The 12,242-nt window shown below is 72.2% G+C and carries 10 protein-coding genes; 7 read left to right on the forward strand and 3 right to left on the reverse strand.

The features are described from left to right. Positions 1-20 precede the first annotated feature (20 nt). From AB0J42_RS27630 to AB0J42_RS27650, 5 genes are all read left to right on the forward strand, one after another. On the forward strand, positions 21-1,493 hold the full coding sequence (locus AB0J42_RS27630) for a S1C family serine protease (RefSeq protein ID WP_364299363.1): 1,473 nt from the start codon (positions 21-23) through the stop codon (positions 1,491-1,493). After that, positions 1,493-3,385, forward strand: a complete 1,893-nt coding sequence (locus AB0J42_RS27635) for a serine/threonine-protein kinase (RefSeq protein WP_364299365.1) — start codon at positions 1,493-1,495, stop codon at positions 3,383-3,385. The genes AB0J42_RS27630 and AB0J42_RS27635 overlap by 1 nt, the downstream gene beginning before the upstream one ends. Positions 3,386-3,493: 108 nt before the next feature. Beyond that, complete coding sequence (locus AB0J42_RS27640) at positions 3,494-5,554, forward strand: DUF6421 family protein (RefSeq protein ID WP_364299367.1); 2,061 nt, start codon at positions 3,494-3,496, stop codon at positions 5,552-5,554. Further along, on the forward strand, positions 5,551-6,180 hold the full coding sequence (locus AB0J42_RS27645; protein ID WP_364299369.1) for an SDR family NAD(P)-dependent oxidoreductase: 630 nt from the start codon (positions 5,551-5,553) through the stop codon (positions 6,178-6,180). The genes AB0J42_RS27640 and AB0J42_RS27645 overlap by 4 nt, the downstream gene beginning before the upstream one ends. Further along, on the forward strand, positions 6,177-7,229 hold the full coding sequence (locus AB0J42_RS27650; RefSeq protein WP_364299371.1) for a low specificity L-threonine aldolase: 1,053 nt from the start codon (positions 6,177-6,179) through the stop codon (positions 7,227-7,229). The genes AB0J42_RS27645 and AB0J42_RS27650 overlap by 4 nt, the downstream gene beginning before the upstream one ends. Positions 7,230-7,321: 92 nt before the next feature. Here AB0J42_RS27650 and AB0J42_RS27655 read toward each other — a convergent pair whose 3' ends face one another. Together AB0J42_RS27655 and AB0J42_RS27660 are read right to left on the reverse strand one after the other, a co-directional pair. Continuing rightward, complete coding sequence (locus AB0J42_RS27655) at positions 7,322-8,719, reverse strand: NAD(P)/FAD-dependent oxidoreductase (RefSeq protein ID WP_364299372.1); 1,398 nt, start codon at positions 8,717-8,719, stop codon at positions 7,322-7,324. A 240-nt stretch (positions 8,720-8,959) separates the two neighbouring features. Next, on the reverse strand, positions 8,960-9,598 hold the full coding sequence (locus tag AB0J42_RS27660) for a DUF305 domain-containing protein (RefSeq protein ID WP_364299374.1): 639 nt from the start codon (positions 9,596-9,598) through the stop codon (positions 8,960-8,962). A 111-nt stretch (positions 9,599-9,709) separates the two neighbouring features. On the opposite strand from AB0J42_RS27660, the gene AB0J42_RS27665 reads away from it, so the two are divergent. Together AB0J42_RS27665 and AB0J42_RS27670 are read left to right on the forward strand one after the other, a co-directional pair. Further along, positions 9,710-10,420: a DUF3105 domain-containing protein gene (locus tag AB0J42_RS27665; protein ID WP_364299376.1), complete on the forward strand. Its 711-nt coding sequence runs from the start codon at positions 9,710-9,712 to the stop codon at positions 10,418-10,420. A gap of 133 nt (positions 10,421-10,553) precedes the next feature. After that, a complete protein-coding gene (locus AB0J42_RS27670; RefSeq protein WP_364299378.1) occupies positions 10,554-11,009 on the forward strand; it encodes an SRPBCC family protein in 456 nt (151 codons plus the stop codon). On the opposite strand, the gene ald is transcribed toward AB0J42_RS27670, so the two are convergent. Continuing rightward, positions 11,006-12,121 carry an alanine dehydrogenase gene (gene ald, locus AB0J42_RS27675; protein WP_364299380.1) on the reverse strand — a complete coding sequence of 372 codons (1,116 nt, stop codon included), beginning with the start codon at positions 12,119-12,121 and terminating at the stop codon, positions 11,006-11,008. The genes AB0J42_RS27670 and ald overlap by 4 nt on opposite strands. Positions 12,122-12,242: the final 121 nt, after the last annotated feature.

The raw sequence follows: 12,242 nt of genomic DNA on the forward strand, positions 1-12,242 counted from the left end.
CCCTTCGTGTGGGAGCGGTGATGGCACGTCTCACAGCGCTGACAAGCGGTGTCGCGGTGACGGTCGCTCTCCTCGCGATACCCGCGGCGGCCCATGAGCACCCGAGCGGCATCACCGACCTGGTCACCCCCGCCGTGGTGCGGGTCGAGGCGGTCTCCCACGTCGAGATCACGCTTCTCGACCACGTCAGCCAGTTACGTCACGTCGAGCGTTCCTACGACTTCCCCATCGGCGAGGGCACCGGCATCGTCGTCAACCCCGACGGCGCGATCGTCACGCTCACCCGGGTGGTCAAGACCGACGAGGAGGCCGTCGCCGTGACGGCCGCCAACAAGGTGTTCGCCGAGCACCACGACGTCAAGATCCCGCAGGACGCCAAGCGCCACTCGCTGGACGACCCGATCCTCGACCGCCACCTCAAGGACTGCTACCCGCCGAAGAGGTCCACCGCGACCTGCATCATCGACGTCACCACCGACATCACGATCTTCCCCAACGTGTCGCCCGCCGACGCCGACGGCTTCGAGGCCGAGCTGGTGCGGTCCGGCTCCGGCCCCGACACCCCCGCCGTGCTGATGCCCACCGCCCGCGCGGTCGGCAGCGTCGGCATGCCCACGGCCCCGCTCGCCGACAAGGTGCCCGACCAGGAGGGCGCGCCCACCAGCGTGGCCGGTTTCCTCGGCCGTCCCGGCCCGAACGTGCGCACCACCGTGGAGATCGCCCACCTGGGCAAGGGCGGCGGCGCGGGCGCGACCGGCAGGCCGTTCGCCGACCCGGAGAAGAAGGCCGACGAGCCCGTCAAGCTGGGCGGCCTGGCCGACCGCGGCATGATCGGCGCCCCCGTCATCGGCGACAAGGACGGCCACGTCGTCGGGCTGCTCATCGGCGGCGGCAAGGACGCCAGGATGATCGGCGTACGGGAGATCACCTCGACGCTGTCGAAGGCCGGGATCGCGCCGCGCCGGGGGGCGATCGACTCCGCCTTCGAGAACGCGCTGACCCGCTACCACACCAAGTACTACACCGAGGCCGCGCCGGGCTTCCAGCGCGTCCTGGAGCTCTACCCGGGCAACGTGGTCGCCGCCGACCTGCTCAAGATCGCGCTCGCCAAGCGGGGCGGCCCCGAGGACGCGGGCACCAAGCGGGCGGCGGCCCCGGCCTCCGGCGGGGTGCCGCTCTGGCCGTTCATCGCCGCGGCGAGCGTGCTGTTCGTGGCCGCCGCCGCGGGCGCGTTCCTGCTGTGGCGGCGTCACCGGGGCGGGGAGCGGCCGGACGACCACCTGCCGCCGTTCGTCCCCCAGCAGGGCTACGACGAGGGCGCCAACCAGACGGTCATGGTGCGCCGTTCGCTGCAGTTCCCGGCCGTCCCGCAGCAGCAGCAGGTGCTGACCGCGCAGGAGCCGGCCGTCAAGTTCTGCACCGCCTGCGGCATGCGGCTCGGCCAGGCCCACCGGTTCTGCGGCTACTGCGGCCAGCCCGCCGAGACGTCGTGATGCACGTGAACGACAGAGGTCTCATCGGTCAGGAGGTGGCCGGCTACTACGTCGAGGACATCATCGGCAAGGGCGGCATGGCCGTGGTCTACCTGGCCCTCGACCCCAGGCTGAGCCGGCGGGTCGCCCTGAAGATCCTCAACCCGGTGCTGAGCGTCGACGACCGCTTCCGCCAGCGGTTCATCCTGGAGTCCCGTACCGTCGCCAGCATCGAGCACCCCAACATCATCCCCATCTACGAGGCCAACGCCGACGCCGACGGGGTGCTCTACATCGCGATGCGCTACGTCGACGGGCTCGACCTGCGCCGGTTCATCTACGACCGGGGGCCGCTCCCGCTCGACCAGGGCACCCGGATCTTCGCCCAGGTGGCCGCCGCGCTCGACGCCGCCCACACCCACGACCTGATCCACCGCGACGTGAAACCGGCCAACATCCTGCTGGCGGGCGACCACGTCTACCTGACCGACTTCGGCATCACCAAGCACCGCACGTCCATCTCCGGGCTCACGCAGACCGACCAGTTCATCGGCACGCCCCGCTACATGTCGCCCGAGCAGATCAACAAGGAGCACATCGACGGCCGGGCCGACCAGTACGCGCTGGCGTGCGTGGTGTACGAGGGGCTGTCCGGGCGGCTGCCTTTTCAACGCGACAACGACATCGCCCTGCTCTGGGCGCACCTGGCCGAGCAGCCGGTGCCGCTGACGCAGCTCCGGCCCGAGCTGCCTCCGGAGGTCGACGGGGTGATGATGCGGGCCCTGGCCAAGGTGCCCGATCAGCGCTACCCGTCCTGCGCGGCGTTCATCGAGGCGCTGCACGGGGCCATCACCGGCACGCCGCCCGCCAGGCCGGGGTCTCTCAGCGGTTCCGGCCCGCACTACGGCACGGGTCCCGCCTACGGTCCCGGCCCGTACGGATCAGGTGCCCCTTACGGGTCCGAGCCGCCAGTGGGAGCGGGCTCGGGCCCCCACTCCGGCCCGGGCCCGGGTCCCGCGTCCGGCCCGGGCGTGGGCTCCGCTTCTGCCCCGGGTGTCGGCCCTCCTTCCGGCCCGGGTGCGGGTCCTGGCAGCCTGGGCGCAGGGCCGGGTTCCGGCCCGCACTACTCCCCGGGCGCCGGTTCCGGGCCGCAGTACGGTACGGGCTCCGTACAGGGACTGCCCTACGGCGTCGGCGCCGACTCGGGGCCGCACTCCGGTCCCCGTCCCGGCGTGCAGTACGGGCACGGGCCGGTCACCGGGCCGGGGAGCGGGCCGCCGACCGGCCCGTCCACGAGGCTCCGGCGCCGCCCCGGGAGGCTGCCCATCGTGGCGGCCACCATCACCGCGGCGATCGCCGCCCTGGCGCTGGTCGTGATGATCGTGGTGATGCAGCGCGGCGAGTCGTGGGTGCGCTTCGAGAACACCGCCGCCGCCCCGGTCACGTTCGAGCATCCCGCCGCGTGGACCGCCCGCACGCACGCCGACCTGTTCGCGCTCGCCTCGCCCCGCGCCGCCGAGTTCGAGTCGATGTTCGTCTCCGGCGCCAGCGCCGACTGGTCGCAGGTCAACCCGGTCATCACGAACGACCCGGAGAGCGCCGTCGGCGTGTACGTCCAGGTGTCCGACACGCTCGCCGTGGACGCCTCCCGCGACCAGACGAAGGCCACGCTGGAGGGCCTGCTGCCGGGCGAGGTCGAGGTGACGGCCCCGGTCCCGGACCGGGCGGGCAACAGCGACGCGACCCGCTACGACGGCACCCTGCGCGACCGCAACAGCGGCAACCAGCTCGGCTTCGTCGGCTACGTCATCGAGCACCGGCCCAAGCCGATCCTGATCATGTACTTCTGCGCCCAGCACCGCTGCGACGGCGAGACCCAGGTGCGGGTGCGGCAGAGCGTCCAGGTCTCCTGACCGCCTGTTCCAGCGAATCCGATCTCACCATACGGGAGGCTTTTGCGTGCCGCCGGGGACGTATGTGTATATTTTTCGTCATACGGCGGTAGCAACAGGAGAAATTTCATGCACGCGTTCCCCAGAGTGCTGTTCGACGAGGCCCACAGCGAGTCCTGGACCATCCGGCGCGAGATCGCCGAAGCCGTGAACCCCGCCCACCCCGACGACTCCAGCTACGCCCGCGCCGCCGCGCTGCTGCGCCACCTGGGCCACACGGTCACCTCTCACACCGAGGGCCCGCTCGACGCGGGAACGCTCCAAGACCACGACGTGCTGGTCATCGCCCACCCGGCGGGCGAACGCTGGGAGCGCACCACCGGCCGGGGCAGCCCCGTGTTCACCCCCGGGGAGCTGGACGCCGTGACCGCCTTCGTCGCCGAGGGCGGCGGCCTGGTCGTGCTGGCCGAGGAGGAGCAGGACAAGTACGGCAACAACCTGGCCGAGCTGCTGTCCCGCTTCGGCGTCACCGTCGAGCACACCACCGTCCGCGACCCCCGCAACGCGCACGGCGGCGTCGCCTCCTGGGTCGTCGCCCCGCCCGCCACCGGGGACGGCCTGCTCGCCGGAGTCAAGGCCGCCTGCTTCTACCGCGCCGGCGTGCTGTCCGCCGAGAACGCCACCGTCCTGTTCGCCACCTCTCCCGACGCCGACCCCGCGGGCGCGCCGCTGGCCGTCGCGCTCCCGTACGGGAAGGGCAGGGTCGTGGTGTTCGCCGACTCCGACCTGTTCGGCGACGACTCCATCGACGACTACGACCACCGCGGGCTCTGGGGGAACGTCGTCACCTGGGCCGCCCGCGTACCGGCGGACGAGCCCGCCGCGGTCGCCGGCTCCGGCCCCAAGGCCGCGCTGTTCGGCGAGCTGAAGGCCCTGGTGGAGGAGCTGCGCCCGCTCCAGGTCAAGGACGGCTCGGTGCCGGAGGACAAGGGCAGGGCCAAGGAGCTGGTCGCCGCCGTCGCCGCCAAGGTGGGCGAGCTGGCCCCGCACTTCCCGCACGACGCCGCGTACCTCCAGGCCGTCCAGGACGACCTCGCCCAGTGGGCCGCGCAGGACCTCGGCGTGCCCGACTTCCTCCGCTCGCTCGACCGCTTCCACCCCGACACCCAGCGGATCGACGGCCTGGAACACCTCGTCGTGTTCCCCATGTACACCCAGAACGGCAACCCGGACCGCAACCTGGAAGCGGTCTGGATCCGCACCATCTGGCCGGACTGGCTGGCCGAGCTGGAGGCGGGCGGCTACGACAACCCGATGTTCGTGCCGATCGCGTTCGAGGACTTCACCTCCGGCTACGACACCCACTCGGCCGTGCTCTTCCCCGAGACGGTCAGCGTCAGCCAGGCCCCGGCCCGCTTCACCTGGGGCGGCATCTTCGCCGACCGCGAGGCCGCCCGGTTCCGCCGGGTGTCCAGGGCCGCCGTCGACACGCTCAAGCTCGACCTGCCGCCGGACGCCGCCCGCCTGCTCGCCTCGCAGCGGCTCGCCCAGGACACGTTCGTGCTCTGGGACCTCGTGCACGACCGCACGCACAGCCACGGCGACCTGCCGTTCGACCCCTTCATGATCAAGCAGCGGATGCCGTACTGGCTGTACGCGCTGGAGGAGCTGCGCTGCGACCTGACCGCCTACGGCGAGGCCGTCAAGCTGGAACGGCGGGGCGTGCCGCACGCCCGGCTCGTCCAGCACGCGATCCTGTTCGACCGGCTGTTCCGGTTCCCGATCACCGGCCCCCGGGTGCGCAACTACGACGGGCTCGGCGGCCAGCTGCTCTTCGCCTACCTGCACCGCAACGACATCGTGCGGTGGACCGACAACCGCCTGTCCATCGACTGGGACCGGGTCGCCGGCGGCGTGGCCGACCTGCGCGGCGAGGTCGACAAGCTCTACCGCGACAGCATCGACCGTTCCAAGGTCGCGCACTGGCTGGCGGCGCACGAGCTGGTCAGCGCCTACGTCCCCGCCGACCCGGCCTCCGTCTGGGCCAAGGGGGCCGACGCGCTGCCCGCGGAGCGGAAGGCCAAGGTGGACGCGGTGCTGCCCGACGAGTTCCCCCTGAGCATGTTCTACGAGGCGCTGCGCCGTAAGCTGGCCGACGTGGTCGAGTCGACGAGGGGGATCAGGGCATGATCATTCTGGTGACGGGCGCCGCCGGCCCCACGGGCACCGCGGTGACGGAGCACTTCGCCAAGCAGGGCCACACCGTGATCGGCGTCGACAAGGAGCACGTCGACCTGCTCGACCGCGACGCCGTCCGCGACCTGGCCGCCCGGATCGAGTCCGAGCACGGCCGCGTCGACGGCGTGATCCACCTGGTCGGCGGCTGGCGGGGCGCGCCCTCCTTCGCCGAGACCGATCTCGCCGACTGGGACGTCCTGCACGACCTGCTCGTCCGTACGCTCCAGCACGTCTCGCTGGCCTTCGAGCCGCTGCTGCGCAGGAGCGAGAACGGCCGGTTCGTGATCGTCTCCGCCAAGGCGGCCGAGCACCCCACCGCCGGCGGCGCCCCCTACGCCGCCGCCAAGGCCGCCGCCGAGGCGTGGACGCTCTCCCTGGCGGACGCGCTCAAGGACACCTCGTCCGCGGCCGTCATCCTCGTCGTCAAGGCCCTGGTCAACGACGCCATGCGGGCGGCCAAGCCCGACGCGAAGTTCCCCGGCTTCACCGACGTGCGGGACCTCGCCGAGGCGATCGGCCGCCTCTACGACCAGCCCGCCGACCAGCTCAACGGCACCAGATTGGACCTCACCACGTGACCGTCCGGCACGACCCCCGGCTCAAGGGCTTCGCCAGCGACAACTACGCCGGCGTGCACCCCGAGATCCTCCAGGCCATCGCCGACGCCAACGGCGGCCACCAGGCCGCCTACGGCGACGACGTCTACACCGAGGCGCTGCAGGACGTGTTCCGGCGCCACTTCGGCGAGCGGGCGCGGGCCTGGCCGGTCTTCAACGGCACCGCCGCCAACGTCGTCTCGCTGCGCGCGATGACCGCCCACTGGGAGGCGGTCGTCTGCGCCGAGACCGCCCACATCAACACCGACGAGGGCGGCGCCCCCGAGGTCGCCGGCGGCATCAAGCTGCTCACCGTCCCCACGCCCGACGGCAAGCTCACCCCCGAGCTGATCGACCGGCAGGCGTGGGGGTTCGGCGACGTGCACCGCGCCCAGCCCAAGGTGGTGTCCATCTCCAACACCACCGAGCTCGGCACCGTCTACACCCCCGACGAGATCGCCGCGGTCTGCGCGCACGCGCACGACCTCGGCCTCCTCGTCCACCTCGACGGCTCCCGCCTCACCAACGCCGCCGCCGCGCTGGACGTGCCGCTGCGGGCGCTCACCACCGACGCCGGCGTGGACGTGCTCTCGTTCGGCGGCACGAAGATCGGGCTGCTGTACGGGGAAGCGGTCGTGGTGCTCAATCCCGAGGCGGCCACCGGCGTCGACTACATCCGCAAGACGTTCATGCAGCTGTCGTCCAAGATGCGGTTCGTGTCGGCGCAGTTCGAGGCGCTGCTCGGGGGCGACCTGTGGCTGCGCAACGCCCGGCGCGCCAACGCGATGGGCCGGCGGCTCGCCGCGGCGGTGCGGGAGCTGCCCGGCGTCGAGGTGCCGCGCCCCGTCGAGGCCAACGCCGTCTTCGCGAGACTGCCCCGGGACGTCACCGCCCGGCTGCAGAAGCGCTTCCGCTTCTACACCTGGGACGAGGCCGCCGGCGAGGTGCGCTGGATGTGCGCCTGGGACACCACCGAGGAGGACGTCGACGCCTTCGCCACCGCCCTCGCCGAGGAGCTGGCCGCCACCTGACCCTCGCCCCGGCCCCGGGGCCGACGTGACCCTCGCCCCGGCCCCCGGCGCCGGCGTGACCCGCGTGCCGGCCCCGGGGCCGCGGGCACCGGTCAGCGGGCGAGCGCGAGACGGGCCGCCTGCCAGCCGCCCATCCCGTGCACGCCCGGCCCCGGCGGCGTCGACGACGAGCAGAGGAACACCCCCGGCAGCGGGGTGCGCCACGGCGCGGGCGACCAGACCGGCCGCTTCACGAACTGGGCCAGGCTGGCCAGCCCGCCGCCGATGTCGCCGCCCACCAGGTTGGGGTTGGCCGCCTCCAGCTCGGCCGGGCCCATCGCGTGCCGGGCCAGCACCCGCTCGCGGAAGCCCGGCGCGTACCGCTCGATCTGCGCCTCGATCGGGCCCGTCATGTCGGCGGCGGAGCCGTTGGGGACGTGGCAGTAGGCCCACAGGGTGTGCCCGCCCCGCGTCGGGTCGGCCGCGTACGGCTGCACCAGCAGCACGTACGGCCTGGGGGAGTGGCGGCCGGCGGCCGTCTCCGCCTCGCTCAGCGCGATCTCCTCCAGCGTGCCGCCCAGGTGGACGGTGCCCGCCCCCGCCACCGCGGGGTCCCGCCACGGCACCGGCCCGTCCAGCGCCCAGTCCAGCTTGAACACCCCCGGACCGTGACGGAACCGGAGCAACCGGTCGCGGTAGCCGGGCGGCAGGTCGGCCATCCGCGCGAACTCCCGCGGTGACACGTCCAGCACCACCGTCCCGGCGTCCAGCTCGTCCAGCCGCCGCACCCGATGACCGGTCACCGCCTCGCCGCCCAGCTCCCGCAGCCGCGCCACCAGGGCGTCGGCCAGCCGCTGGGAGCCGCCCCGCACCACCGGCCAGCCGACCAGGTGAGCCGTGGCCGCCAGCATGAGCCCGTACCCGCTCGTGATCGGCGCCCGCAGGTCGAGCAGCGAGTGCGCGGCCATCCCCGCCAGCAGCGCCCGCCCCTCCGCGGTGCGGAACGCGAGCCTGCCCAGCGTCGTCGCGGGCAGCGCCGCCGCCGCGCCGAACCGGGCCGCCGCCGCGAACGCCTTCGGCCGTGCCTTCCACGGCCCCAGCGGCTTCAGCAGCAGGTCGATGAGCGGGAACCCGGCCCGCGCCGCCGCCCCCGCCGTCGCCCGCCACACCGCCGCGTCACGTCCCAGCCCTTCCGCGGTACGGTCCGCGTCCCGATGCACGAGCACCGCCGGGCGATCGTCCAGCGGGTGGGCGGCGGGCAGCGGCGGATGGGCGTACTCCACGCCCTTCAGCTCCAGGTCGCGCATGGCGGGGGAGGCCAGCGCCATCGCCATCACGGTCGCGCCCATGTCGTGGACCCGCCCCGGCAACGTCAGCTCCGCCGACCGCAGCCCGCCGCCGAACGACTCGGCCGCCTCCAGCAGCAGCACCCGCCGCCCGGCCTCGGCCAGCCTGACCGCCGCCACCAGCCCGTTCGGCCCGGACCCCACCACGACCGCGTCCACGCTCACCACCCACCTCCCCCGACCCGACCAGGACACCGGCCCGCGGGCGACGGCGCGCGTGGGCCGTTTCCCGATACCTGCCCAGGAGGCCGTGGAGTTCCCGGGGCCCCGCTCGATCTCCCTCGGCGCCCTCATGACCTTCGGAAGCCCAGGGAGGGTCTTTCGAGGGCGCCCCACCCACCCATTTTCTCCAGCACCCCGCACGACCTGTCGGACACACAGGGGTGGTGGGGTTTCGCCGGCCTTCTAGGACCTGAGGATCGACGGGAAGGGCTCGGCGTTGCGGTGCTTGAGCATCTTGTTCATGAGGTCGATCTCGCCCTTCTGCCCGGTGACCATCTTGCGGGCCAGGCTGACCACCTCGTCCCGGTTCGACATCCGGATCACGCCCTCGGACATCTCCACCCCGCCCTCGTGGTGGCGGATCATCAGCTGCAGGAACAGCACCTCGGCCTCGGTGCCCTCCAGCTCGCGCAGCTTGGCCAGCTCCTCGCGGGTGGCCATGCCCGGCATCGGGTCTCCCGGCTTCCAGTTGGCGGCGGAGGCGTGCGCGTGGCCGCTCATCCACGCCATCTCCGGCAGGTCCGTCGCCTGCGAGACGCCCCACTGCTGCAGCCAGCCGAGGAACATGCCCCGCTGGTTGGCCTGGGTGTTGATGATGTCGAACGCCAGGGATCTGATCTCCCTGGACTGGCTCTTGTCCCGGATGATGAACGACATCTCCACGGCCTGCGCGTGATGCGTCGCCATGTCACGGGCGAAACCGGCCTCGGCGGAGGTGTCGCCGGGCGTGCCCCGGCCGCCGAAGAGGAACAGGACGGCCGCGGCGCCGAGCACGATCGCGGCGACGATGGCGAACAGCGGTTTGCGAACAGGCTTTTCCATGGCCCGTCCAGCGTACCCGTGAAACCGCGGGAGTTCGTGATCGGATGCTTATTCACCGCATACGCCCGAAGGGCATAAGGTGACCCGTGTTGAGACGCCCATGGAGGAACGATGACGAAGGAGAAGGCGCAGGCACGGCGGGAGCATCTGCAGAGGATGCGAGCCGAGCAGAGGCGCAAAGAACGCCGCACCGCACTCCTGATGTGGGGGACAGGCGGGCTCGTCATCGTCCTTCTCGTCGGCTTGGTGGGCTTCTATCTGGTCAAACAGGCACGTGAGACGTCGATGGACGAGGTCGTGACCGCCAGCTACGACGGTGGCCAGCACGTGTGGGACAAGGTCGCGTACAAGGAGACCCCGCCGATGGGCGGGGAGCACAACAACTACTGGCAGCAGTGCGACATCTACGACAAACCCATCCACAATGAGCACGCCGTCCACTCGCTGGAGCACGGCGCGGTCTGGATCACCTACCGGCCCGACCTGCCCGCCGACCAGCTTGAGAAGCTGAGGGACGTGGCCTCGACCACCGGCCAGCGCGACTACATGCTGGTCAGCCCGTTCGAGGGCCTGCCGGCGCCGATCGTGGCCACCACCTGGAACAACCAGCTCAAGCTCGACAGCCCCGACGACCCGAGGCTGCCCGCGTTCATCAAGCGCTACCAGAACGGCCCCGACACGCCTGAGCCGGGCGCCACCTGCGGCGGCGAGCACGCCATCGTCACCACCGCCGACCAGGCCCCCCTCCCGCCGGAGCCCACGACGCAGGGCGACACCCCGATGGACTCGATCAGCCCACAGCCGACCGAGTCCCAGCAGTGACGACGTGATCGAAAGGCCCGGCCCGGCGCCGGGCCTTTCGCGTGTGCCGGGGGATGGACCCTGCCGCGGAGCGCACCCACCAGGGCGACCTCCGACGGTAAGCGCGTGATCTCGCCGAAGGAGGATGTGCGGGGTGGTTCGGATCGAGGTGGTGACGGCGGTCCGGGCGGAGCCCCGGAGGGTCTTCGAGGAGTCGCTGTCCGTGGACGTCCATGTGGCGTCCATGAGCGCGTCGGGAGAGCGCGCGGTGGGCGGGGTGACGTCGGGACGGATGGGCCCCGGCGACGAGGTCACGTGGCGGGCGCGGCATTTCGGCGTCACCTGGCGGATGACGTCGGTGATCAGCGCCTGCGACGCCCCCGCGCGCTTCGTGGACGAGCAGGTGGCGGGACCGTTCCGGCGCTGGTGGCACGAGCACCGGTTCGAGGACGACGGCGACGGGGGCACGGTCATGCGGGACGTGGTGGAGTTCGCGGCGCCGCTGGGCGTGCTGGGCCGGATCGCCGAGAAGGCGGTGCTGCGGCGCTACCTGACGGCTCTGATCGTCCGGCGCAACCAGCACTTGAAGGCGGTCCTCGAAGAAGGCTAGGCGAGGATCTCCCGGGTGGGCGTCCACTCCAGGCCGTGCGCCTCGGCGACCGGGCGGCTGGTCAGGTGGCCCTCGTGGGTGCTCAGGCCGAACGCCAGCGCCGGGTCCTCGCGCAGCGCCCGGCGCCAGCCGAGGTCCGCGATCTCCAGCACGTACGGGAGCGTCACGTTGGTGAGCGCGAACGTGGAGGTGTGCGGGACCGCGCCCGGCATGTTGGACACGCAGTAGAAGATCGACCCGTGCACCTGGTAGGTCGGGTCGGCGTGCGTGGTGGGGCGCGAGCCCGCGAAGCAGCCGCCCTGGTCGATGGAGATGTCCACCAGCACCGAGCCCGGCTTCATCCGCGCCACCAGGTCGTCGGGCACCAGCTCGGGCGCCCTCGCCCCGGGCACCAGCACGGCGCCGATCACCAGGTCGGCCTCCAGCACCGCCCGTTCGATCTCCAGCGTGTTGGACGCCACCGTCTGGCAGTGCCCCTGGTAGATGAGGTCGGCCTGGCGCAGCTTGTCGATGTTCTTGTCGATCAGCATCACCTCGGCCTGCATGCCCACGGCGATCGCGGCCGCGTTCATGCCCGACACGCCCGCGCCGATCACCACCACGTTCGCGGCCCGCACGCCGGGCACGCCGCCCATCAGCACGCCCCGGCCGCCCTGCGAGCGCATCAGGTGGTAGGCGCCCACCTGCGGGGCGAGCCGGCCCGCCACCTCCGACATGGGGGCGAGCAGCGGCAGCCGGCCGCCGGGCGTCTGCACGGTCTCGTAGGCGATGCCGGTGACGCCCGCGCCGAGCATCGCCAGCGTGCACTCCGGCGAGGCCGCGAGGTGCAGGTACGCGAAGAGCACCTGGCCCTTGCGCAGCCGGTGGTACTCCTGCGGGGCCGGCTCCTTGACCTTGAGCACCAGCTCGGACTCCGCCCACAGCTCGTCGGCGTCCGGCAGCACGGTCGCGCCCGCCGCCGCGAAGTCCGCGTCGGGGAGCGTCGAGCCTTCGCCCGCGCCCCGTTCGACGAGAACCTGGTGGCCGTGGCGCACGAGTTCGTGCGCGCCCGCGGGGGTCAGCGCCACCCGGTATTCGCCGTCTTTGACCTCGCGCGGAACACCGACCTTCATGGGCCTACTCCTGTTTCTGGGCAAGCGCGCATTCGCCGTAATTCTTTCTCGCTTCTCCGCCTCTGAACACAGAAACGAGAAATATTCGGCTGATTACCCGGCATCCACCGGTCCCCGATAA

The organism is Nonomuraea sp. NPDC049649, from assembly GCF_040675175.1.
Classification (GTDB): Bacteria; Actinomycetota; Actinomycetes; order Streptosporangiales; family Streptosporangiaceae; genus Nonomuraea.

Coding starts and splice junctions, on each gene's coding strand:
- AB0J42_RS27640 (WP_364299367.1), top strand. CDS start 3,494: ATGCACGCGTTCCCCAGAGTGCTGTTCGACGAGGCCCACAGCGAGTCC.
- AB0J42_RS27660 (WP_364299374.1), bottom strand. CDS start 9,598: ATGGAAAAGCCTGTTCGCAAACCGCTGTTCGCCATCGTCGCCGCGATC.
- AB0J42_RS27645 (WP_364299369.1), top strand. CDS start 5,551: ATGATCATTCTGGTGACGGGCGCCGCCGGCCCCACGGGCACCGCGGTG.
- AB0J42_RS27635 (WP_364299365.1), top strand. CDS start 1,493: ATGCACGTGAACGACAGAGGTCTCATCGGTCAGGAGGTGGCCGGCTAC.
- AB0J42_RS27665 (WP_364299376.1), top strand. CDS start 9,710: ATGACGAAGGAGAAGGCGCAGGCACGGCGGGAGCATCTGCAGAGGATG.
- AB0J42_RS27630 (WP_364299363.1), top strand. CDS start 21: ATGGCACGTCTCACAGCGCTGACAAGCGGTGTCGCGGTGACGGTCGCT.
- ald (WP_364299380.1), bottom strand. CDS start 12,121: ATGAAGGTCGGTGTTCCGCGCGAGGTCAAAGACGGCGAATACCGGGTG.